The organism is Mesorhizobium sp. M0029, from assembly GCF_040323735.1.
Lineage (GTDB): Bacteria > Pseudomonadota > Alphaproteobacteria > Rhizobiales > Rhizobiaceae > Mesorhizobium.
Genome location: NZ_JAMYVF010000015.1, coordinates 108,468 through 130,212, shown reverse-complemented (window position 1 = coordinate 130,212; position 21,745 = coordinate 108,468). Strand labels below are relative to the sequence as shown.

19 protein-coding genes and 2 pseudogenes are annotated in these 21,745 nt (G+C 63.3%); 11 read left to right on the top strand and 10 right to left on the bottom strand.

Annotated features, from left to right (window positions below; genetic code table 11):
• Nucleotides 1-3: 3 nt before the first annotated feature.
• Nucleotides 4-1,233 carry an iron-containing alcohol dehydrogenase gene (locus NKJ76_RS23305; protein WP_352538442.1) on the bottom strand — a complete coding sequence of 410 codons (1,230 nt, stop codon included), beginning with the start codon at nt 1,231-1,233 and terminating at the stop codon, nt 4-6.
• 174 nt (nt 1,234-1,407) lie between these two features.
• On the opposite strand from NKJ76_RS23305, the gene NKJ76_RS23300 reads away from it, so the two are divergent.
• Nucleotides 1,408-2,106: a GntR family transcriptional regulator gene (locus tag NKJ76_RS23300; RefSeq protein WP_023729141.1), complete on the top strand. Its 699-nt coding sequence runs from the start codon at nt 1,408-1,410 to the stop codon at nt 2,104-2,106.
• A 161-nt stretch (nt 2,107-2,267) separates the two neighbouring features.
• Complete coding sequence (locus tag NKJ76_RS23295) at nt 2,268-2,861, top strand: DJ-1/PfpI family protein (RefSeq protein ID WP_023667783.1); 594 nt, start codon at nt 2,268-2,270, stop codon at nt 2,859-2,861.
• Between the two features lie 268 nt (nt 2,862-3,129).
• Here NKJ76_RS23295 and NKJ76_RS23290 read toward each other — a convergent pair whose 3' ends face one another.
• From NKJ76_RS23290 to NKJ76_RS23275, 4 genes and pseudogenes are all read right to left on the bottom strand, one after another.
• The gene (locus NKJ76_RS23290; protein ID WP_352538441.1) at nt 3,130-3,762 is read right to left on the bottom strand and encodes a class I SAM-dependent methyltransferase; all 633 of its coding nucleotides are present in this window, start codon (nt 3,760-3,762) and stop codon (nt 3,130-3,132) included.
• A 136-nt stretch (nt 3,763-3,898) separates the two neighbouring features.
• Entirely contained in the window at nt 3,899-4,498 is a 600-nt protein-coding gene (locus tag NKJ76_RS23285; protein ID WP_352538440.1) for an NADPH-dependent F420 reductase, read from the bottom strand.
• 32 nt (nt 4,499-4,530) lie between these two features.
• Nucleotides 4,531-5,284, bottom strand: a pseudogene (locus NKJ76_RS23280) (SDR family NAD(P)-dependent oxidoreductase).
• Between the two features lie 50 nt (nt 5,285-5,334).
• A complete protein-coding gene (locus NKJ76_RS23275) occupies nt 5,335-6,069 on the bottom strand; it encodes an SDR family NAD(P)-dependent oxidoreductase (RefSeq protein ID WP_352538439.1) in 735 nt (244 codons plus the stop codon).
• A 228-nt stretch (nt 6,070-6,297) separates the two neighbouring features.
• On the opposite strand from NKJ76_RS23275, the gene NKJ76_RS23270 reads away from it, so the two are divergent.
• On the top strand, nt 6,298-7,194 hold the full coding sequence (locus tag NKJ76_RS23270; protein WP_352521160.1) for a LysR family transcriptional regulator: 897 nt from the start codon (nt 6,298-6,300) through the stop codon (nt 7,192-7,194).
• A 132-nt stretch (nt 7,195-7,326) separates the two neighbouring features.
• On the opposite strand, the gene NKJ76_RS23265 is transcribed toward NKJ76_RS23270, so the two are convergent.
• From NKJ76_RS23265 to NKJ76_RS23245, 5 genes are read right to left on the bottom strand one after another with little or no spacing between them, the layout of a single operon-like run.
• On the bottom strand, nt 7,327-8,919 hold the full coding sequence (locus NKJ76_RS23265) for an indolepyruvate oxidoreductase subunit beta family protein (protein ID WP_352538438.1): 1,593 nt from the start codon (nt 8,917-8,919) through the stop codon (nt 7,327-7,329).
• Nucleotides 8,912-11,065 carry a thiamine pyrophosphate-dependent enzyme gene (locus NKJ76_RS23260; protein ID WP_352521162.1) on the bottom strand — a complete coding sequence of 718 codons (2,154 nt, stop codon included), beginning with the start codon at nt 11,063-11,065 and terminating at the stop codon, nt 8,912-8,914. The genes NKJ76_RS23265 and NKJ76_RS23260 overlap by 8 nt, the downstream gene beginning before the upstream one ends.
• A 44-nt stretch (nt 11,066-11,109) precedes the next feature.
• The gene (locus tag NKJ76_RS23255) at nt 11,110-11,592 is read right to left on the bottom strand and encodes a MarR family winged helix-turn-helix transcriptional regulator (RefSeq protein WP_023667791.1); all 483 of its coding nucleotides are present in this window, start codon (nt 11,590-11,592) and stop codon (nt 11,110-11,112) included.
• Nucleotides 11,592-13,163, bottom strand: coding sequence for a phytoene desaturase family protein (locus NKJ76_RS23250; RefSeq protein WP_352538437.1), 1,572 nt, complete (start codon nt 13,161-13,163; stop codon nt 11,592-11,594). Before NKJ76_RS23250 ends, NKJ76_RS23255 begins: the two co-directional genes overlap by 1 nt.
• A 16-nt stretch (nt 13,164-13,179) precedes the next feature.
• Nucleotides 13,180-13,971, bottom strand: coding sequence for a cyclase family protein (locus NKJ76_RS23245; RefSeq protein ID WP_352538436.1), 792 nt, complete (start codon nt 13,969-13,971; stop codon nt 13,180-13,182).
• A gap of 119 nt (nt 13,972-14,090) precedes the next feature.
• On the opposite strand from NKJ76_RS23245, the gene NKJ76_RS23240 reads away from it, so the two are divergent.
• The 8 genes and pseudogenes from NKJ76_RS23240 (at nt 14,091) to NKJ76_RS23210 (ending at nt 21,719) form a co-directional block, all read left to right on the top strand.
• Entirely contained in the window at nt 14,091-15,665 is a 1,575-nt protein-coding gene (locus tag NKJ76_RS23240) for a phytoene desaturase family protein (protein WP_352538435.1), read from the top strand.
• A 112-nt stretch (nt 15,666-15,777) separates the two neighbouring features.
• The gene (locus NKJ76_RS23235) at nt 15,778-17,307 is read left to right on the top strand and encodes an ABC transporter substrate-binding protein (protein WP_023686913.1); all 1,530 of its coding nucleotides are present in this window, start codon (nt 15,778-15,780) and stop codon (nt 17,305-17,307) included.
• A gap of 33 nt (nt 17,308-17,340) precedes the next feature.
• Nucleotides 17,341-17,453, top strand: a pseudogene (locus NKJ76_RS32435) (endonuclease domain-containing protein); the annotation flags it as partial.
• A gap of 42 nt (nt 17,454-17,495) precedes the next feature.
• Nucleotides 17,496-18,503 carry an ABC transporter permease gene (locus tag NKJ76_RS23230; RefSeq protein ID WP_023667796.1) on the top strand — a complete coding sequence of 336 codons (1,008 nt, stop codon included), beginning with the start codon at nt 17,496-17,498 and terminating at the stop codon, nt 18,501-18,503.
• Nucleotides 18,496-19,344, top strand: coding sequence for an ABC transporter permease (locus NKJ76_RS23225; RefSeq protein ID WP_023667797.1), 849 nt, complete (start codon nt 18,496-18,498; stop codon nt 19,342-19,344). Before NKJ76_RS23230 ends, NKJ76_RS23225 begins: the two co-directional genes overlap by 8 nt.
• Nucleotides 19,341-20,219 (top strand): ABC transporter ATP-binding protein, encoded by an 879-nt coding sequence (locus NKJ76_RS23220; protein ID WP_352538434.1) that lies wholly within the window; start codon nt 19,341-19,343, stop codon nt 20,217-20,219. The genes NKJ76_RS23225 and NKJ76_RS23220 overlap by 4 nt, the downstream gene beginning before the upstream one ends.
• The gene (locus tag NKJ76_RS23215; RefSeq protein ID WP_023699865.1) at nt 20,212-21,042 is read left to right on the top strand and encodes an ATP-binding cassette domain-containing protein; all 831 of its coding nucleotides are present in this window, start codon (nt 20,212-20,214) and stop codon (nt 21,040-21,042) included. The genes NKJ76_RS23220 and NKJ76_RS23215 overlap by 8 nt, the downstream gene beginning before the upstream one ends.
• Before the next feature lie 77 nt (nt 21,043-21,119).
• A complete protein-coding gene (locus tag NKJ76_RS23210; RefSeq protein ID WP_023699864.1) occupies nt 21,120-21,719 on the top strand; it encodes a VOC family protein in 600 nt (199 codons plus the stop codon).
• Nucleotides 21,720-21,745: the final 26 nt, after the last annotated feature.

Here is a 21,745-nt window from a genome sequence, read left to right as displayed (position 1 = left end):
CGATCACATCGTGGTGGCGGACATGTCGCCGTCATAGGCAGCCCTGACCAGCTGTCGCATCGCGGCGCGGTCGAACGGGCGGGGATTGTTCTTGATCAACCGGTCGATGCCCAGCGCCTGCTCAGCAGTCCAGTCGATCTTGTCTTCGGGAAGACCCAATTCGGCCAATGTCGGTGTGATGCCGATGGCGCCAAACAGCCGGCTCACCTCACGGATGGTGGCGTGCGCCAAGGCATCGGCGTCGCCGCCGCCCTGATGGGAAAGGCCAAGAGCAGCGCCGACTTCGGCAATCTCCGCGGCTGCGGCGGCCAGGTTGTAGGTCATCACATAGGGCAGCATGGTGGCCACTCCCAGGCCATGCGGGGTGTGGGTAAGCGCACCGACGGGATACTGCACCGCATGGGCGGCGGCCGTTCCCGCCGTGCCGAAAGCGCAACCGGCGGCCAGCGCTCCCATCATCACGTCGGCGCGCGCATCCTCGTCCGATCCGTCGCGATATGCCTTTTCCAGACTGCGGCCGAGCAGCCTGATGGCCAAAAGCGCGAAATGATCGGTCAGAGCGCTCTTGCCGATGAACACGTGCTGTTGCGGCAAATGAGGGTCGGCGCCGCGTTTGGCCGCTGTGAAGGCCTCGATTGCGTGCGTCAGCGCGTCGGCGCCGGCGATCGCCGTCAAGGATGGTGGACAGGTCACCGTCAGATCCGGATCGCAAAGCGCCACTGCTGCGATGAGATGCGGACTGGCGATACCCACTTTCAGCGTCCGATCCGGGTCGGAGATCACGGCGACGGGGGTCACCTCGGAGCCTGTTCCAGCCGTCGTCGGCACTGCGATCACCGGAAGGGTAGGGCCGGGTACCTTGAACTCGCCATAGTAGTCCTCGAGCTTGCCGCCGTGGCTGAGCAGAAGTGCAGCGCATTTGGCCATATCGAGGCAGCTGCCGCCCCCGATGCCGATCACCATGTCCGGCTTGAAATCTTTCGCTTGCGCAATGCAGGCGGCGACGCTGTCGCGCGGCACATCCGGCAGCGTTCGGTCGAAGACCAACGTCTCGATCGCCGCGTTGTGCAAGCCAGCGAGAATCTCGGCGAACTGCGACGTCGCCGCGAAGCGCTCATCGGTACAGACGAACGCGCGGCGCCCATATTTGGCGGCGATGGCAGGCAGGACATGGCGCTGGCCTTTGCCGAACAGAATCTCGCTCGGCAGGCGCGCCGCTGCAAACAAGCTCATGCACAAGATCCTGCGAGGACGGGTTGGAAGCCGACAGGCTTGGCTTCGTGCCAGAGGCCGACCTCGGCGCTGCAGGTCATGATCATGCGATGCCCTCTAATAAAATCGTATAGGATATAGGATTGAGTTTCGCGGAGCATCGTGTTAGTGGGTGGTTCTGTCAAGAGGCAAACGATGCAGAACACGGACCTGACGGTTGACAATGAAGCCCGTGCCAGGGGTCGTATCCAGCGCGCCAACAGTCTGGCCGGCGACGTTTACGAAGCAATCTTCGCGCAGCTCATGTCCTTGAGGATTGCTCCGGGATCGCGCATCACCGTCGACAATCTCGTCAAGGAATTCAACGTCTCACATACCCCCATTCGTGAAGCGCTTGGCAGGCTGGAGGGGGAAGGGCTGGTTCTGAAAACCCACCTGATCGGCTATCGCGCCGCCCCACAAATCACCCGCCGGCGCTTCGACGAGCTTTACGAGCTGCGTCTATTGCTTGAACCTGCCGCCGCGGCCAAAGCCACCGCAACAATGGACGGCGAGCGCCTTGCCGCGCTGCAGGAGGCGGCCGGCGTCATGGCCCGACGGGTGGGGAAAGACGAACGCCTGCGCTATTCGAACTTCGCCCGTCAGGATGCGATCTTCCACGACAAGATCGTCGAGTTTGCCCAAAACGAACTCATTCGCGAGACACTGAATCACCAGCATACCCACTTCCATATCTTCCGCCTGATGTATCACTCCAGGGTGACCGAAGAGGCGCTCGACGAGCACGAGGCTATTCTCGCTGCCTTTGCCGCGGGCGATCCGGACGCCGCCGAAAAAGCCATGCGCGCGCACATCGAAAATTCGCGGGACAGGCTCCTGCCTGCGTTCGAGTAGCCTGGCGATGTTGCTTGTCAGAGGCACCCTCAAGCGCGGCGCGCCGCTGTCCGCCCAGCCTGCCGCCTACGAATTCTATTCCCCGTTCTGAGCCGATTTCGATCCCGGGAAGCGAGGCGCGCAGTGCACCTCGCCCCTGAAACAAGCCGAGAGGAAAAGACATGCCAGCCAAAAAAATCCTGATGCTGACCGGTGATTTCACCGAGGAGTATGAAATCTTCGTCTATCAGCAGGCGATGGAAGCGGTGGGACACACCGTCCATGTCGTGTGCCCCGACAAAAGCGCCGGAGACATGATCAAGACATCGCTGCACGATTTCGAGGGCGATCAGACCTACACCGAAAAGCCCGGCCATAACGCGCTGATCAACAAGACCTTCGCCGACGCCGAGAAGCAGCTGAGCCAGTACGACGCTGTCTATTGCGCCGGCGGTCGTGGCCCCGAATACATCCGCACCGACAAGCGGATACAGGCAATGGTGCGCCATTTTCACGAGGCCAAGAAGCCGATCTTCACGATCTGCCATGGCGTCCAGATTCTGATCGCGGTCGACGGCGTCGTGCGCGGCAAGAAGGTGGCGGCGCTCGCCGCCTGCGAGCCGGAGGTGACGCTTGCCGGCGGCACCTACATCGATCTGTCTCCCACCGACGCCTATGTCGATGGGACCATGGTTTCAGCCAAAGGCTGGACCGCGCTTGCGGCGTTCATCCGTGAATGCCTGAAGGTGCTGGGAACGGAAATCCACCATTCTTGAACCGTTGAGCCGGCGCATCCCCTGAGGGATGCGCCGGCTCCCTCAACGGCGCGGCGACTTCCGTCATTTCATCAAGTTCAGATCAGGAACCTGCGGCAGGTGTGCTCCAGAACCTTGTGCCATCATCACCTCGGACGCCTTCAAGGCGCTGCCGCATCGCGTGCGTGCACAGCGCGCTATCCTCGTTGACCTTTCCCAGCTTGGCGGGTGCGAACCCGAGTTGATTGGCCCATTGGGGAACTGGACATGAAGTCGGCGCCGGGAGCTATCAGGGCTTCACGAACCGAAACGCGAAGCGATCGGTCTCGCCCTTGATCGCGGGATCGAACACCTTGATCGAGTGCGGGTCATCCCTGTTCAAGAGCACGGTGCTTTCCGCGTCCAGCACGAAGCCGGCCGCCTCCACCTCCTCGCGGACGGATGCAGGGTCGATCCGATGCAGCGACCGTGTGTCGCTCGTGCCTGACCCAGCGGCGGCGGCGTGGTCGACGATGACGTAGGACCCACCGGGTTTCAGCCGCTTGTAGACAGCTCGATTGAAGTCGGCGGCCGTCGCACCCTTCTTCTGGACCAGGGCGGTGTGAAGATCGTGGTAAAACAGGTGCAGCCATAGGACATCCGCTGGCGGCGTGACCTCCGGCATCGCGACGAGATCCGCCGAGGCGGCTTCGACGTTCTCTCGGCCCGGCTCCTTCGCGAGCGTCCGCATGAGGCCGACCGGATCGTTCTTGAAGTGGGCGACTTCGGCCGGCACGAAGCTGTAGACCCGCCCCTCTGATCCGACGATGTCGGAGAAGAGGCGCGTCCAGTCTCCGTCGCCAGGGTAGACGTCGATCACGGTGGAGCCCGCCTCGATTCGTGCGAACCGGATTAATTCGGACACCTTGGATTGGTCGTACATCGAAATCTCCTTAGGAGTGGATATTCTTCTCGGTGCTCATAATGATTTCTCCATTTGCTCGGATCGGATCGGGCTTGATCCGATCCGAGTTCCGATCGCCTGCGTTGTCTCTTTGCCGGTGTGGACGTCGTGCTCGTCAGCCGAACTTGACCAAGTCCTTAAAGATGAGACGACCCCAGCTGTCTCCGCGCGCCTGGAACAGCAGGCCACCTTCCGACACCCCGCCAAGCTTGGTCGGCGCGAAACCGAGATTTTCCGCAAGCTCCCCAATCTGTATTGCGGCAGCGTCATCGTCGCTTGCCAGGAACACGACCCTCCGGCCACCATGTACGGCCGGATCATGATCAAGCACCGGGGCGACCAAATGGTTGAAGCCCTTGACCAGTTTTGCGCCAGAGAAGGCCTGCGCGATGAACTTGGAAGAAGGTTGTCCTCCCAGTTCCTCCGGGGGCACGCCATAGGCATTGGTCACATCGATGATCGTCTTCCCCTGCCAGGTGGGGAGCGCCTTCGCGACATCCGGGTGCGCCTCGAAGCGGACAGCCAAAAGATGATGTCCGCCTTGATGGCTTCCGCCAGGTTTTTTGGGGATGATCGTGGGTCCGATCGCGGCCGCATCGGCGGCAAAGCTTTCCGGGTCGCGTGTGGTTGCAACGGAAACTTCGATGCCGTTTCGGGCAAACGCCTTGGCAAGGGCCTGTCCGATATTGCCGAATCCTACGATTGCATAGTTCATAGTACTTCTCCGATCTGGTGCTAATGCGGGGCTCAGACTTGCGCCATGCCTCCATCGACGGCGAGATCCACGCCGGTGACGAAAGAACTTTCATCGGAGGCGAGGAACGTTACGGCAGCAGCGATTTCCTCTGGTTTGCCCCTGCGACCCATTGGGATCTGTGACGCAAACTGGGCGGCCGCTTGCTCGGCTTGCTCAGGGGTAAGGCCAGTCGTTGTCTCCAAGGCCGGCGTCTCGATTGGTCCCGGACTCATTGCATTGACGCGGATTTTGCGGTCTTTGAGTTCCAGTGTCCAAGCGCGCGCGAAGTTGCGTACAGCCGCCTTGCTCGCGGCGTAGGTACTAAACCCTGGAAGCCCTAACACGTTCGACACTGAAGAATTCAGGATGATCGAACCGCCGTCTTTGAACAGGGGAAGGGCCTTCTGCACCGTAAAGAACAGACCCTTCACGTTCACATCGAAGGTCTGATCAAAAATGTGCCTCGATAGCGACGGCGAGCGGTGCGATCGTCCCCGCGCCGGCGTTGGCGAAGAGAATGTCGATATGACCATATTTCTCCTTCACGACGGCATAGAGGCGATCCAGATCTTCCAGGAGCGACACGTCACCCACGACCGTCGTAACGTTTTTCATGATGAAGGCTGCGGCCTCCTTCAGCTCCTTCTCTCTTCGCCCGGTAATCACGACGTGCGCTCCTTCTTCTACGAAGCGCTTGGCTGTGGCCAATCCGATCCCGCTGCTTCCGCCCGTGATGACTGCGATCTTGCCTTCGAGTTTTTTCATAATTCTTTGTCTTTCGTTGCGCACGGGCCAGGTACGGACCGCGCTGGGGGTCAGAGTTGAGCCAGGCCGCCGTCGACGGCGACCTCGCTGGCAGTCATGAAGCTGCTGTCCGGCGACGCGAGAAAGGCGGCCACGGCCCCGATCTCCGCCGGATCGGCCATGCGCTGGAGCGGAGTCATCGCGCCGTAGGCCTTCTGGCCTTCCTCGCCCAACGCCTCCTTCGCGAGTTCGGTCGCCGTCGCCCCGGGCGACAACACGTTTACCCGGATGCCGGTGCCCTTCAGGTCCTCCGCCCAGGTCCGCGCCAGGTTGCGCACTGCCGCCTTGCTCGCGCTATAGGCAGTGAACCCCGGAGCGCCCGTGGTGCCGGCGCTCGAGCCGGTCAGGATGATCGAACCGCCCTGGCTCATCAGCGGCAGCGCCTTCTGGACCGTGAAGATCGTACCCTTCACATTAGTGTCGAAGGTTTCGTCAATGTGCCTGGCGGTGATCTGCCCGAGCGGAAGCGGACTTCCCGCCCCGGCATTGGCGAAGACGATATCGAGGCTTCCGCGCTCGGCCTTCACCGCAGTGTAGAGTCGGTCGAGGTCGGCCTCATCCGAGACCGAGCCCTTAACCGCGCGGGCACTAGGCCCAAGGTCAGCCACGGCGGCGTTGAGCGCTTCCTGCCGGCGGCCGAAGATGAAGACGAAGGCGCCCTCCTCGATAAAGCGCTTGGCTGCGGCGCGGCCGATGCCCGTAGCGCCGCCGGTTATCACAGCGGTCTTTCCATTCAGTCTGTTCATGTCATGCATCCTTCGTTTCGCCGTCTCGTATCTTTGGCTGCACGGGAAAGTCCCGCGAGAGCCTCAAGATGGGTTCGCCGAAGTCGGGCGGTGAGTGCGCAATCGCGCACATCGCTGGTGCGAAAACGATCCAGCTAGATGATTGAACGCCGCGGCGACCGCACGAACTACGGCTGATCGTGTTAGTATGGGCTTTGCAAACCGCACTTCGCTGCGCAGGAATGCACCATGATCGACTGGGATGACGTCCGCTACTTTCTTGCCGCCGCGCGCGGCGGCTCGGTGCGTGCTGCCGCCGCGCACCTCGGTGTGAACCACTCGACCGTGCTGCGACGCATCGCTCAGCTCGAGGAACGCCTCGGGGCGCAGATGTTCGAAAAGCTGCCTTCCGGCTACCGCCTGACGGCTGCGGGCGAAGAGGTCCTCGATCTCGCGACACAGATGGAAGCGTCGTCGCACCAGTTGGAGACGCGAGTCTTCGGTCGTGACCAGAGCGCGCGCGGGCTTTTGCGGGTGACGCTTCCACCGTTCCTCGCCACACACCTGCTCATGCCGGATCTCGCCGACTTCGCGCGTCTACATCGCGACATCGAGATGGAAATCCTGTCGTCCGGCGAGCTGGCCAATCTGACCAACCGAGAGGCCGACGTCGCGATCCGCATTGTCGCCGACCGCAAGACCCTGCCGCTCAATCTTCACGGCCTGAAGGGACCGGAGCTGTTCAGCGGCGTCTACATGTCTCGCGATCGACTAGCCGCGTGGCGTGCGGGCACGCCTGATCCCATCCGGTGGATAGGCATAGACAATCATGGAATTCCGGACTGGGCGCGCGAGGGAGAAGTTCACGTGACGGGAGTACCGTTCAGGACACCTGACGCCGAGACGCAGATCATCGCGGCGCACCAAGGGATTGGGATAACGAAACTGCCGTGCTTCGTTGGAGATGCCGACCCCCTGCTGGTGAGGGTGCCGGGGATCGACGTGCCCATGCATGGGACACTGTGGCTTCTCACGCAAGGCGAGACACGCAAGACGAAGCGGGTGCGGCTCTTCACGGAGTTCGTATCCCGCAGGCTCGCCGCGTACGCTCCGCTTCTCGCGGGGCTGTCCATATCGCGCGACTGACGCCCGGCAGGTCGGCCGGCAACGCTTCCCGCAATCCGGGTGGAAGCCGAGCTGCGATCGCTTGAAGCGGCGTGTTCAATCCGCAATCCAGTGGGAGTAGGGAAACGGCGGCAGTAGCGTAGAGGTACCAGCCTAAGCTCGACCTCCTCCCACACCATGATCAGACAACGATGCCACCGTCTTCACCGCGCCATCGAGCATGTCGCCTTTCTCGTCTTTCAGCGCAGCTTCGCGCAACCGCCTGATCCAGTCGGCAGCGTCATCGCGGCCCTTGACCAGATCGAGCGCTGACAGGACGCGATCGAATTTGGACTGGGCGCGGACGTGGGTGTCGCTGTAGCCCTTGATCAGCCGACGGCAGTTCAGGATTTCGACGGCGAGCGCGTAATCCTGGGGCACATATCCAAGCGCCAGCGCATACCAGCGCTCCAGATGCGCCGTCTCGACCTTGTGGCGCAACAGGCGGCGGCGCCAGCGGCGCAGGCCGCCGATGAACCAGAGGACCGCAAAGCCGGCAAAGCTGTCGGTTCGGATGCGCCGGCCGTGATTGATGCGCCGGTCGAGAAAGCCGGCAAGTTTCGGTCGGTTCTCGATGTAGCTGCCCAACCCCACCGGCAAAGTGCCGCAGAACTCCTCGATGCGCGGATGGAAATACTCGGTCACCTGCAGGATGGAGCCGTTCTTGACGCCCACCTCCTTGCGCACCCGCCGGTCACGCGTCGAACGTGTCTTGAGATCGGCGACGCGGATCATGTCGTCGTAGCACAGCGCGTTGGCCAGATGCTTGGCGGCAGCGATGGACAATCCATAGGCATGGCCGGGATCGTCGAGCGCAACGGCCTTGTCCAACCGGTCGAGATAGTCGCGGCCATAGGCGATGTCCTGGTAGTCGACGACCTTTCTCAGGCCCCGGAGCGCCATGTCGCGCACCGCCGCGGGCATCAGGTCGATGCGGGCGGCCAGCGCCTGCCAACCCTGCAGCAGGTTCTGCGGACCGCTCACGCGCCCTGCGCCCGGAGCGGGGTCGACCGTGGCCGGTTCTGCCGGCTCTGGCGCGGGGGCCGTCGTACCGCGCGCGCGGTCGTAGGCGACCGCGAAGGCAGCGAGGCTGGCTTTCGCGCCCCGGCCGCCGGCGCCGATCGCTTGCTCATAGCTTTCACGCCTGAACGGCAATGCGTCGGAGCCTGCCAGCGCGCCAAGGAGGCTGGCCGAGATCATTGAGCCATTGTCCGCGGCGATCTTTTCCATGTCGAAGGCGATGAAGCGTTTCGATGCAGCTTCCGCCGTCGCGCGTACCTTGGAAGACGAGGCCCGGCCGTCACCCGGCTCGATCTTTTCCGACACCGCGGCGATACGGTGCGAGGAGGTGATCAGCGTGGTGCGATCGGGCGTGACGAAGCCCCTGATGATGGCGCGGCCGGCTTCCATCAGCTCGGCGGCGATCAATATGTCGACATCGCCTTGCGAAGGCGACAGGGCAAAGACCGGCAGCCGGCCGGTGTCGCGGGCCATCTCGACGTAATAGATCGTAGCGCCGGTGCGCTGGGCGACGCCAGCGACGGAGGTCGATTGCGCGACATAGGAATTGCGCTCGGCGACATCGGTGATCCAGTCGGCGAGCACACCGCCGCCCTGGCCACCGACCGCGAGCAAAGCGAGTTTGATCACCGGCTCGGTATCGGCGGCACCGGATTTCGGGCGCAAGGGCGAAGCCTGGTCAAGCATCGGCGAACGTCAACCTTCGGCTCTCGCGGCGGCGCTGCATCAGGCCGATCACGGCGCGGCGAGCGCTTTCCAGGAAACGGTCCCAGCGGCCCGGATTGTGCACGACATCGGCGCGGTAGAAGGATGGGCACAGCACGGCGGCGTCCGCCACCTCGCCGCAATTGCCGCAGCCAACGCAGCTCTGGTCGATCGATGCCACCGGATCGTCACGCAAGGGATCGTCGAGCGATTTCACCGACAGCGACGGGCAGCCGGACAGCCGCATGCAGGCGTGGTCGCCGGTGCAGATGTCCTCGTCGACGCCGAATTTCGGCTTGACGACACGGGTTCCGCCCTTGATCGCCTTGTCGACCAGCGGCTTTTCGCGACGCTGGAGGTTGAGCATGCATTCGGACGAGGCGACGATGACCTTCGGTCCCTTTTCCTCCGTCGTCAGCGCCTCGCGCAGCGTGTCCTGCATCTTGCCGACATCGTAGGTGCGGTCGATGTGGCGCAGCCATTTGACGCCCATGCCTTTCACCGCCTCGGTGATCGGATGCTTGGTCGACTTGGTCTTGTTGCCCGCGCGCGACGACAGGATGTCCTGCCCACCGGTGGCGGCGGAGTAAAAATTGTCGACGATGACGATGACGCCGTCATTCTTGTTGAACACCGCGTTGCCGATCGAGGAGGTCAGGCCGTTGTGCCAGAAGCCGCCATCGCCGACGAAGGAGATCGACCTCCGTTTGGCGTCGGGCGAATTGAAGGCCGAAGCCGAGGCCGGCCCGAGCCCGTAGCCCATGGTGGTGGCGCCAAGCTCGAAAGGCGGCATGATCGAGAACAAATGACAGCCGATGTCGGAGGCGATGTGGTGCTTGCCGAGTTCCTGCTCGACCAGCTTTGTCGCGGCAAAGATCGGCCGCTCCGGGCAACCGATGCAGAAGCCCGGCGGACGGCCCGGCACGACATTGATCAGGTCGGCGGTGTCGACGCCGTCGCCGACCTTGTTGGGCGCGCGCACCTCGCCCGGCAAGAGATGCGAGGCCTCGGCGCGCAGGAAGGCGCCGATGCCGTCGAGCATGACCTGGCCGGTGTATTCGCCGGCCATCGGCAGATACTCCTTGCCGACCAGCCTGGTACCGCGCCCGGCCTTGTGCAGCATGGCGGCAAAGGCTTGCTCGATGTAGTTGGGCTGGCCCTCCTCGACCACGAGCACCGCCTGCTTGCCTTCGCAGAAAGACAGGAACTCATCGTCTATCAGGGGATAGACGGCGTTGAGCACATAGAGCGGCACATCCGTCTCGCCGTAGGTGTCGGCAAGGCCGAGACGCTGCAAGGCGCGGATGACCGAATTGTACATGCCGCCCTGCATGACGATGCCGACCGAACCGTGATCCGAGCCGAAGAATTCGTTGATCTTGTTCCTCGCGATGAAATCGACAGCCGCCGGCCAGCGTTTTTGCACCTTCTCCTTCTCGTGCAGGAAGGAGGCGGGTGGCAGCACGATGCGGCCGGTGTCGCGGCGCGGCGCGTCGAGCGCATCGGCCACCGTCATCGGCGGGCGCTTGTTGTCCTTGGCGATGAAATGGCCGTGGACGTGGCAGCAGCGGATGCGCACCTGCAGCATCACCGGCGTATTGGACGCCTCGGATAGCTCGAAGCCATCCTCGACCGCCTTGACGATCGAAGGCAGGTTCGGGCGCGGGTCGAGCAGCCAGACCTGGCTTTTCATGGCGAAGGCATGGCTGCGCTCCTGCATGATCGAGGAACCCTCGCCATAATCCTCGCCGACGATGATCAGCGCGCCGCCGGTAACGCCACCGGAGGCAAGGTTGGCGAGCGCGTCGGACGCGACATTGGTGCCGACAGTCGACTTGAAGGTCGCCGCGCCACGGATCGGATAATGGACCGAGGCAGCGAGCATGGCGGTGGCGGTGGCTTCCGAGGCGCTCGCCTCGAAATGCACCCCGAGTTCGCCCAGAATGTCCTGTGCGTCGGCCAGCACGTCCATCAGATGGCTGATCGGCGCGCCCTGGTATCCGCCGACATAGCCGACGCCGCATTGCAGCAGCGCCTTGGTGATGGCGAGAATGCCTTCGCCGGCAAATTCCTCGCCAGCGCCGAGCCTGAGTTTTTCGACTTCCTTGGCAAAAGACCGTTCGGCCATTTTTCCAACCTTCCGTTGCCGGCGGTGCGGCCGGCGCCTAACGTCTAGATGTCGTGCTTGCGAATGTTCTTCAGCATCTTCTGCAATGTGGCGATCAGCGCCGCGTATTCGGCGTCGTCGACATCGTCGAACATCGCCTCGAACGCGTCATGCATTGCCGGCCAGGCGCGCGCGAACTCGGCGCGGCCGTCATCGGTCAGGAAGACATGGCGGATGCGGCTGTCTGTGACGCCTTGCTCGCGCCGCACGAAGCCTTGCCCTTCCAGCGTGTCGAGCGTGCGGCTCAAGGTCGACTGCTCGATGACGGTGTAGACCGAGAGGTCGTTGACGGTGACACCGTCGGTGACCGACAGCACGGCGAGCGTGCGGACCTGCGGAATGGTCAGGCCCTGCTTGCGGAAATCGTCGCGCAAGGTGGCGTTGTAGCGCCCCATGATGCGGTTCATCAGATAGGGCGCGAATTGCTGCAGGCCGATCTGGCCAAGCGTCGAAATGCGCTGGCGTTTTTCTGCGACCTTCTGCTCCATCACAGCCTGCCCGCCAGAAGAAAGCCGGAGCCGCCGCCGAGCCCTGCACCCGGATGGGTGGAGGCGCCGATGTGATAGAGGTTTTTGATGCCGGTCTGATGGTTGCGGCTGGTCTTGAACGGCCGCCACAGGAACGACTGGTCGATGGTGGACGACCCGCCATACGGGTCGCCGCCGACCAGATTGATGTTCATCGCTTCGAGATCGGCCGGTGAATAGGCGCGGCGCGCAATCACGCTGCCCTTGAAGCCATCGATGTGGCTGGCGAGAATGGTTTCGACGCGGTCGGCGTAGGCTTCACGCAGCGCCTCGGTCCATTGTCCGTCAGCCGGTGCATGCAGCGTGCCTGCGGCGTCGCCCTTGATGTGCCTGGGCGCCTCGGGCAGTTGCAGCCACAGGATCGCCTTGCCCTCCGGGCAGCGCGACGGATCGAGCGCATGCGGCTGGCCGACGCAGATGGTCGGCACGTCCGGCAGCATGCCGCGCGCCGCCTCGTTGCAGGCTTTCGAGACGCCATCGAGCCCCGGCGTCAGGTGCAACAATGCCACCTGGTCCAGGCCAGCACCGCGCCATGCCGGCGGCTTGTTCAGCGCATAGTGAATCTGGAAATTGCCTTTGCCGTAGCGATATTTCTGTGTCGCTTCGACATCGGCCTTGGGAGCCTCGCTGCCGAGCAACCGGTGGTAAAGCTGCGTCGGCGTGACCGAACAGATGACGCTCTTGTTTGCTGTAATCGTTTCGCCCGAGGCGAGCCGTACGCCGGTCGCGCGGCCACCGCTCTGGACGATCGAGGCGACATCGGCGACGGTACGGATGTCGCCACCACGTTCCCTTATCAGAGCTTCGAAGGCGGTGAGCAGGGTCTTCGCTCCACCCTTGACGATCGGCGCCCCGGCCGCTTCCAGCGCGAAGGCAATGACCTTGGCGATCTGCCCTGAGAAGGCGTCTTCCGGTCCGAGCCCGGCGTGCAGCACCCAGGGCGCCCACAGCGCGCGGATTGTCTCGGACCGATAGGTGCTTTCCAGCCAGCTGCGCGCCGGCACCAGTGCTTCGCCGAGAAAGGCGGCAAGGCCGCGTGGGCTGCGCCGCCAGGCATCGCCGGCCAGCAGTTTCGCCGTCGGATAGGACCACAGGCTGCCGCCGAGCAGGCCGAACAACAGGCCGGCATTGCGCTCGATGCCGCTGACATCGTCCGCATGCCGGTCGCCATCGTCGGCGGCAATCGCATTGATTGCCGCGACATTGGCGGCGCGGTTGGTGGTGAGCACTGCATGACTGCCGTCCGGCCGCAGCACGCCAGTTGGCGTGCCGGTGTGGCAGAATTCCAGCCCGTGCCTGGCGAGATCGCCGCCCAACGCCGCAAAAGCCGGCGAGGTGATGAACAGCACGAAGGTGGTTGCCATCACGTCATGGATAAAGCCGGGAGCGGTGATCTCCTCGGTACGCACGCAGCCGCCGATGCGGTCATTGCGCTCGAGGACGAGCACACGCGCCCCTTTGCCGCCGAGCATCGCCGCGCAGACCAGCGCGTTGATGCCGCTGCCAACGATGATGTGATCCGGCTGGCTCACCTTGGCGTGCTTTCACCTAGCCGTAGGATACAAGCGCCAGCGCGCGGATAGGGCTGCCGGTGCCATGCTCGATCTTGAGCGGTGCGGCGATCAGGATGGCGCCCTTTGGAGGCAACTGGTCGAGGTTGCAGAGGCTGGCGAGGCCATAGCGGTTCGCCTTGTGCATCAGCGTGTGGGCTGGAAATGGCGGCTCCATCCCGCCTGCCTTGCCGGCATCGGTGCCGATCGTCTCTGAGCCCCAGCCCTTGATATCCTTGCTGATCAGGAACTGGATGGCTTCGGCTGTCGGACCTGGCGTATGTGGGCCGGTTTCGTTGGCGTTGAGGAATTCGGCTTCCGAGCCATTGCGCTTATACCAGTCGGTGCGCATCACCACCCACTCCCCGGCGTTGATGGCGCCATGCTTGGCTTCCCACGCCTTGATGTGGTCGACGGTGAGCAGGAAGTCGTGGTCAGCGGCGGCTTCCTTCGAGCAGTCGATGACATTGACCGGACCAATGAAATTCTGCGCCGGAATGGTGTCGGTGGCGCCGTCCGGATAGTCCTTGCCGCTGATCCAATGCTGCGGCGCATCGAAATGCGTGCCCGAATGCTCCCCAAGCTTCAGCCAGTTCCATGCCCACCACGGGCCGTTCTTGTCATAACGGGAGATGTTATGGATCTCGACCTTTGGCGTGTCGACGGCAAGCTCCGGCGGCAGCTTGATAAGAGGCGTGTCGGGTCCGAGTTGCGCAGAGAGGTCGACCACCCTGATGGCGCCTGAAAGCAGCTGGCCGGCGACTTCGCCGAGGAGTTTTTGCGTGTCCATGGTCTGAAGTTCCCTCTTTCTGGTGAAGATCAAGGCTCGTCTCGGCCCTTAATATCCTACTAGACGAAAACATATGCATCTGCAATTATCTTTAAGCATAAAGGAAATGGGAACGGGGCGTGAGCGAGTTCGACGCCATCTTTGTCGGGGCGGGCCACAACAGTCTGGCATGCGCCGCGCATCTGGCGCTGAAAGGCTGGAAAACCGGGATTTTCGAGCGCAGCGCAGCAATCGGCGGTGCCGTCCAGACCCACGAATACACCCTCCCAGGGTTCCGGCACGATTTCGGTGCAATGAATCTGAGCCTGTTTGCCGGCTCCGCCTTCCACCGGAAATATGCAAATGAATTGAAAGCGCAGGGTCTTGAGTTCGCGCCGGTCGCCGACTGTTTCGCCAGCGCCTTTCCGGACGGACGCTGGTTCGGCGTCAGCAATGACTTGGAAAGGACTGCCACGCGGCTGGCCGCGTTCTCCGCCGCCGATGCCGCGACGTGGCGCAAGCTCGTTGCCGCCCTTCCTGCTGAGGCCGAGCATCTGTTCCGGCTGCTGGGATCGCCGATGAGTGCCCGCGCGCTTGCCGGCACCGCCTGGAACCTGTGGCGCAAGAAGGGCATGTCAGGCGCGCTCGATACCGGCCGGCTTTTGCTGTCGTCACCTCGCGCCTGGCTGGAGGAGACCTTCGAGTCGCCTTATGTGCGGGCAACGCTTGCCACCTGGGGCATGCATCTCGATTTCGCACCCGACATCGCCGGCGGCGCCGTGTTCCCCTATCTGGAATCGATCGCAAACCAGAGCTTTGGCATGGTGCTAGGCAAGGGCGGCGCCGACACGATCATCCGGGCGCTGGCAGGTATGGTCACCTCGGCGGGCGGCACGATCGTCACCGGGGCGGAAGTTGCCGAGATCACCGTTGCCGGCGGCAAGGCATCGGGCGTGCGACTCGCTTCAGGTGAGACACATACGGCCACCAAGGCAGTGATTGCCGGCGTCGCGCCCAGGGCGCTGACCGGCAAGTTGCTGCCCAACGGTTCCGGCGACGCCGGCTTCGACACGGCGATGCAGAAATTCCGGCACGCGCCGGGCACGATGATGATCCATCTGGCGCTCGACGACCTGCCCGATTGGCGCGCCGGCGCGGAGCTTCGGCAGTTCGCTTATGTGCATCTGTCGCCGTCGCTCGACGCGATGTCGCGCACCTATCAGCAGGCGATGGCGGGCATGCTGCCGGACGAACCGGTGCTGGTCGTCGGCCAGCCGACCGCGATCGATCCGTCGCGCGCGCCTCAGGGCAAGCATGTGCTGTGGGTGCAGGTGCGCATGCTGCCTGCCGAAATCCTGGGCGATGCGGCAGGCAGGATCGCGCCCGCGCATTGGGATCAGGTCAAGGATGCCTACGCCGAGCGCGTGCTCGACATCATCGAGATATACGCACCCGGACTGCGCCCGAAAATCCTCGGCCGTGCAGTGTTCTCGCCAATCGACCTCGAGCGTGAGAACCCCAATCTCGTCGGTGGCGACCAGGTCTGCGGCAGCCACCATCTGGCACAGAATTTCCTGTTCCGCCCGGCGCGCGGTTATGCCGGCTGGAACACGCCGGTCGGCAATCTGCATCTCATAGGCGCCGCGACATGGCCCGGCGCCGGCACCGGCGCGGCCTCCGGCTTCATGCTCGCGCAACAGCTTGGCGGGAGGTAGCTCGCAAGATTTCATGAAGGCGACGAGAGGCAAGGCGCTGCTGCCCACGAAGCCCGGATCGATAAACTGATAGTGCCGCGCAAAGACAACAAAACCAACAAGGGGAACGACCATGACAATCAACAGACGAGAATTGCTGGGATACAGTGCCGCGGCACTTGGGGTGGCGGCGATCGGCCTGCCTGAGATCGCCAAGGCGGCAGCGGGCGAGCTGACCATCGCCTATAACGTCAACCTGCCGTCCTGGGATCCGACCACCGGACCCTCGGCCGTCAACCCGACGATCCAGGGCCTCTACCAGTCAGTGTTCGACCAGTTCATTCCGCAAAAGCCGGACCTGTCCTTTGCGCCTGGCCTGCTCACCGAATGGGGCTGGAACGAGGATCGCACCAAGGTGACGATGACGGTGCGCGAAGGCGTGACCTGGCATGACGGCTCGCCCTTCACGCCCGAGGACGTGGTCTGGTCGCTGCAGCGGGCGGGCGACGAAAAGACCGGCAATCCGATCCAGTTCGTCTGGAAGAACGTCAACAATTTCAAGATCGACGGCAACAAGATCACCGGCGACGTCGTGCAGTTCGATCCGGTCTATTTCAAATGGATGTCGTTCCTGACCGGCTACATCCTGCCGAAGGCCTACTACGAGAAGGTTGGCGCGGAAGGTTTCGAGAAGGCGCCGATCGGCACCGGCCCGTACATGGTGGAAAAATTCGAGCGAAATGCTTTCCTCCGACTGAAGGCCAACCCGCACTATTGGGGCGACAAGCCGGCCTTCGAGAATGTGACGATCAAGTTCGTCACCGACGCGGCGAGCCGCGTTGCCGAGATCGAATCCGGTTCCTCGCAGGTGACGCTGGAGGTCCCCTATGAAGAGTATGACCGGCTGATCGCCAAGGACGGGCTTGCCGGCTCGTGCAAGCCTGTTTCCGACATCGGCATGATCTTCTTCAATGACATTGAAGCGATGCTGGACAAGAACGTCCGCCAGGCCGCTGTCATGGCTGTGGACAAGGAGCTTCTGGTCAAACGGCTGCTGCGCGGCTATGGCCAGCCGATCGCTACGCTGGAGACCCCGGAGTACACGGCCTTCGATGCCTCGATCAAGGTCGAGCACAATCCTGAAAAGGCCAAGGAGCTGCTCGCGGCTTCCGGCTATTCGCCGGAAAAACCGGTCAAGTTCACCATCCAGACGACCAAGGGCTTCAAGCCCAAGGATTATGAGATGATCCAGGCAATCGTCGGCATGTGGCGCAAGGTCGGCATCGAGGCGACGATCGAGGTCTACGAGATCGCCAAGCACTATGAGCTGCGCGCCGCCGACAAGCTGGCGCCGGCCGCCTTCTACAATTGGGGCAATGCCATCGGCGATCCGACAACGTCGACTGGTTTTGCCATGTATGGGCCGAGCCCGCATTCGGTGTGGGACAGCCAGGACCTGATCGACATGATCAATCCGCTCTGGGGCGAGAAGGACGAGGCCAAGCGCATCGCCGGCTGGAAGGCTGTCGACAAGTATATCGCCGAGCAGGCCTATGTGCTGCCGCTGATTCAGTATGCGCAACCTATCGTGCATGCCAAGGGCGTCAACGTGGTGCAGCATGTGTCCGGCGCGCTGCTGCCGGCGCTGATGACCCCTGCCTGATATCGGCTTGTGGGCGCCACCCTTCGCTGAGCGGCCCCCTCATCCGGCCCTTCGGGCCACCTTCTCCCCGCTGGGGAGAAGAGACCAGCTCAGCTGTCCGTGACCTCTTCTCCCCTCGGGGAGAAGGTGGCCGCGAAGCGGACGAATGAGGGGGCTCTTCGTTAGAAACGCACTGGGCCAACACCAGAATGCTCCTGCAACGATTCCTGATCCGTCTGCTGACGATGCTGATCACGCTGTTCGGCGTGGCTGTCGTCGTCTTCGTCGTGATCCGCGTCGCGCCTGGTGACCCGATCGCCATGATGCTGCCCCCCGGTGCGACAGATGCCGACATCGACCGGCTGCGTGCACTCTACGGGCTCGACAAGACCATCGTGCAGCAATTCTTCATCTGGCTGTCCGGCGTCGTCAGGGGCGATTTCGGCACCTCGATTTCGCTCAGGCAAGATGTGCTCAGCCTTGTCTTCAATCGTTTGCCGGCAACGCTGGAACTTGCCATCATCGCGCTCGTCATGGCGGTTGGGCTCGGCGGCACGACGGCGATCCTCGGAGCCCGCGAGCGCGGCACGGCGGTCGAAGCCGGCATCGATATCGCCAGCGGCGCCGCCCTTTCCATTCCCGATTTCCTGTGGGGCCTCGTGCTGATCCTTTTGTTTGGCGTGCTGGTGCCGATCTTCGATATCTCCGGCCGCGTGTCGCCGCAGCTCGATCTGCCCTTCGTCACCCAGTTCTATTTCTTCGAGAGCTTGCTTCGGCTGCGCTTCGACCTGACCTGGGATCTGCTGAAACACATGCTGATGCCGGCAGTAGCCTTGGCATTGCCGCTGGCGGCAATCATCGCGCAGTTGCTGAAACAGTCGCTGAAGGAAGTGCTTGACCTCGACTATGTCGTGCTGGCGCGGGTGAAGGGGTTTTCGGAAACGCAGGTTATCCTGCGCGAGGCGCTGAAGAACGCTGCCTTGCCGACACTGACTCTCGTCGGCGTCCAGTTCACCTTCCTTGTCGGCGGCACGGTCATCGTCGAGCGGCTGTTTTCCTACGAAGGGCTCGGCAACATGGCGATCGATGCCGTCATCAACCGCGACCTGCCGCTGATCCAAGGCATCGTGCTGGTGTTCGCGCTGCTGTTCGTGCTGATCAATCTTGCAGTCGACATGATGTATGCGCTGCTCAATCCGAGGCTGCGCCATGGGTGAGGCACGCATGGCCCGGCGCGGATTGGGCCTGAGGCTGTGGCTGGCCGGCGGCTGGCTGCTGCTGGTACTTCTTGCGGCGATGTTCGCGCCGCTGGTGGCGCCGCAGGACCCGCTGGCGCAGGATCTGATGCTGGAGCGGCTGCCGCCCTTCTGGCTCGATGGCGCCGAGCCCGGCTATTGGCTGGGCACCGACAGCCTCGGCCGCGACCTCTTGTCGCGGCTTATCTTCGGCGGCCAAATCGCCTTCATCGTCGCCTTCGCTGCGGCGATTGCCGCCTGCCTTGTCGGCTCGACGCTCGGATTGGTCGCCGGCTATTTCGGCGGCTGGGCCGACCGCATCATTTCACGCATCGTCGATGTCTGGATGGCATTTCCTCCGGTGCTGTTCGCCATCCTGCTGGTCGCGGTGCTCGGCACTGGTCTCAGCTCCGTCATCCTCGCCATCGCCATCATCGACTGGACGCGCTTTTGCCGGGTGATCCGCGCCGAAGCGATGGGCCAGTCGCGCATGGACTATGTCGAGAACGCCCGCATCGCCGGCTATGGCCGCATCGGCATCATGCTGCGCGAGGTGCTGCCCAATGTGGTGCCGTCGATCGTGGCACTGCTGTCGCTGGAGATGGGCATCGCCGTCATCGTCGAGGCCATCCTGTCCTTCGTCAATCTGTCGATCTCGACCGACGATCCGACCTGGGGCGGCATCATCGCCGAGGGCCGGCTGTCGATCCATCAGGCCTGGTGGGTGCTGGTGTTTCCGCTTGTAACGCTGATCCTCACCGTGCTGTCGTTCAGCCAGTTCGGTGAGGCGCTGAAGACACGCTTCGATCCGGTGCTGCGATGAGCGCTTGCCTGGATATTGCCAACCTGAGCGCCGTGCTGCCGAACGGCCAGCGCGTGCTGCGGTCGGTGTCGCTTTCCGTGCAGCGGGGTGAGGTGCGTGCTCTTGTCGGCGAGAGCGGCGCCGGCAAGACGATGATCGGCAAGGCGGTGCTCGGTGTGCTGCCGTCAAGCGTGCGCATCGTCGAAGGCGCCATGCAGCTCGAAGGCCAAGACCTCGGCAGGCTGCAGCCCAAGGCAAGGCGTACGCTGATCGGCGCCCGCACGGCGCTGATCCCGCAGGATCCGTTGACTGCGCTCAACCCGTCGCGCCGCATCGGTCCGCAGATGACTGACCGGCTGGTGCGCATTCTCGGCTGGAGCGGTGACAAGGCGGACAAGCGTATCCGGCAATTGTTGGATGAAGTGCAGATCCGCGATCCCGACCGGGTGCTGAAATGCTATCCGCACGAGCTGTCCGGCGGCATGCGCCAGCGCGTGCTGATCGCCGCCGCCTTCGCCGCCGAGCCACGGCTGATCGTGGCCGACGAGCCAACAACCGCGCTCGACGTGACCGTGCAAAAGCAGATCCTGCGCCTGATCGCCGAGTTGCAACGCGAGCATGGCACCGCGATCCTGTTCGTCACCCACGATCTCGGCGTCGTTGCAAAGATCAGCCAGCAAGTGTCTGTGCTCTACGCCGGCAAGGTGGTGGAAGAGGCTGATGCAGCCGCTCTCTTCGCCGCGCCTGAGCATCCCTATACGCGGGCATTGATAGCCGCCACGCCACGCTACACCCATCCCTTGGCCTCGCTGAAGCCGGTGGACGAGACCGTGCTGGCCGGGCTTGCCGCCGAGATCGGCGCGGCAGACCAGGCGTGGAGGCGGCCGCATGGTTGAGCCGCTGTTTTCCGTGCGCGGGCTGAAGGTGGCGCTGCCCGACATGACCCGCAAGCCGCTGATCGGCCGCGCGCCGCTGGCCGAGATTTTGAAAGGCCTGGACTTCGATCTGCCGAGAGGTTCGGTGACCGGCATCGTCGGTGAATCCGGGTCCGGAAAATCGACGCTCGGCCGCACGCTTGTCAGACTTCTGGAGCCGAGCGTCGGCAGCATCCATTTCGAGGGCCGCGATATCGCCCATCTGCCGGATGCGGAGCTGCGACCTCTGCGCCGCGACCTGCAGATGATCTTCCAGGACCCGATGTCGTCGCTCAACCCGCGTCGCACCATCGCCGGCATCATTGCCGCGCCGCTCAAGCAGAATGGGCTTGGCGACAGGCTTAGGGAACGCGTCGCCGAGGCATTGCATCGCGTCGGCCTGCCGCAAAGCTTCGCTAGTCGCTATCGTCATGAACTGTCGGGCGGGCAGCGCCAGCGCGTCGGAATTGCGCGCGCGTTGGCGCTTTCGCCGAAATTCGTGCTGGCCGACGAGATCGTCTCCGGCCTCGACGTATCGACGCAGGCGCAGATCCTCACCCTTTTGGAGAGACTGGCCGCGGAGATGGGGCTGACGGTCGCCTTCATCAGCCACGACCTGTCGGTCATCCGGCGGCTCTGCCAACAGGTGATCGTCATGCGCGAGGGCAGGATCGTCGAGGCGAGCGCCACCGATGCGCTGTTCGACAATCCCAGGGAGACCTACACGCGCGACCTGCTTGCCGCCATCCCACTGCCTGAGATCGACGCGGACTGGTTGCGGCCAGCAACGAAAGCGCCGGCATAGGACTGTTCACCCACCACGCCGAACAGCGGGCTTCGGACGTGCATGAGGGCAAAATCAGCCCGCGAACGGAGGGTAATATGAATTACGCAGCCCGCGGCACGATGCTTGCCGCGATCCTGTTCTGCTCGATGGGAACGGCTTCGGCCGATGCGATCCCCGGCATGCGCGGCCACGACCACACCGGCATCACGGTGCCCGACATGAAGCAGGCAGTCGACTTCTTCACCGAAGTCGTCGGCTGCAAGAAGGCGATGTCGTTCGGTCCGTTCGCCGATGACAAGGGCACCTTCATGCAGGATCTTCTGGGCGTCGATCCGAAGGCTGTCATCGAGCAGGTCACCATGGTGCGTTGCGGTTATGGATCGAACATCGAGCTGTTCAAGTACACCGCGCCTGACCAGAAGGATTTGACTCCGAAGAACAGCGATATCGGCGGCTTCCACATTGCCATGTATGTCGATGATGTCGCCGCGGCGAAAGCCTATCTCGACGGCAAGGGGGTGAAGACGCGGATGGGTCCGCTGCCGGTCAAGGAAGGTCCGGCGGCCGGCCAGACCATCCTCTATTTCCAGGCGCCATGGGGATTGCAACTGGAGGCGATCAGCTATCCCGATGGGATGGCCTATGAGAAGGGTGCCGAGACTGTGCTGTGGAGCCCGAAGAACCCGGACAAGTGATTTCCAGAGCGCGCTTGCGGGGCCAG

Coding starts and splice junctions, on each gene's coding strand:
- NKJ76_RS23305 (WP_352538442.1), bottom strand. CDS start 1,233: ATGAGCTTGTTTGCAGCGGCGCGCCTGCCGAGCGAGATTCTGTTCGGC.
- NKJ76_RS23300 (WP_023729141.1), top strand. CDS start 1,408: ATGCAGAACACGGACCTGACGGTTGACAATGAAGCCCGTGCCAGGGGT.
- NKJ76_RS23295 (WP_023667783.1), top strand. CDS start 2,268: ATGCCAGCCAAAAAAATCCTGATGCTGACCGGTGATTTCACCGAGGAG.
- NKJ76_RS23290 (WP_352538441.1), bottom strand. CDS start 3,762: ATGTACGACCAATCCAAGGTGTCCGAATTAATCCGGTTCGCACGAATC.
- NKJ76_RS23285 (WP_352538440.1), bottom strand. CDS start 4,498: ATGAACTATGCAATCGTAGGATTCGGCAATATCGGACAGGCCCTTGCC.
- NKJ76_RS23275 (WP_352538439.1), bottom strand. CDS start 6,069: ATGAACAGACTGAATGGAAAGACCGCTGTGATAACCGGCGGCGCTACG.
- NKJ76_RS23270 (WP_352521160.1), top strand. CDS start 6,298: ATGATCGACTGGGATGACGTCCGCTACTTTCTTGCCGCCGCGCGCGGC.
- NKJ76_RS23265 (WP_352538438.1), bottom strand. CDS start 8,919: ATGCTTGACCAGGCTTCGCCCTTGCGCCCGAAATCCGGTGCCGCCGAT.
- NKJ76_RS23260 (WP_352521162.1), bottom strand. CDS start 11,065: ATGGCCGAACGGTCTTTTGCCAAGGAAGTCGAAAAACTCAGGCTCGGC.
- NKJ76_RS23255 (WP_023667791.1), bottom strand. CDS start 11,592: ATGGAGCAGAAGGTCGCAGAAAAACGCCAGCGCATTTCGACGCTTGGC.
- NKJ76_RS23245 (WP_352538436.1), bottom strand. CDS start 13,971: ATGGACACGCAAAAACTCCTCGGCGAAGTCGCCGGCCAGCTGCTTTCA.
- NKJ76_RS23235 (WP_023686913.1), top strand. CDS start 15,778: ATGACAATCAACAGACGAGAATTGCTGGGATACAGTGCCGCGGCACTT.
- NKJ76_RS23230 (WP_023667796.1), top strand. CDS start 17,496: ATGCTCCTGCAACGATTCCTGATCCGTCTGCTGACGATGCTGATCACG.
- NKJ76_RS23225 (WP_023667797.1), top strand. CDS start 18,496: ATGGGTGAGGCACGCATGGCCCGGCGCGGATTGGGCCTGAGGCTGTGG.
- NKJ76_RS23220 (WP_352538434.1), top strand. CDS start 19,341: ATGAGCGCTTGCCTGGATATTGCCAACCTGAGCGCCGTGCTGCCGAAC.
- NKJ76_RS23215 (WP_023699865.1), top strand. CDS start 20,212: ATGGTTGAGCCGCTGTTTTCCGTGCGCGGGCTGAAGGTGGCGCTGCCC.
- NKJ76_RS23210 (WP_023699864.1), top strand. CDS start 21,120: ATGAATTACGCAGCCCGCGGCACGATGCTTGCCGCGATCCTGTTCTGC.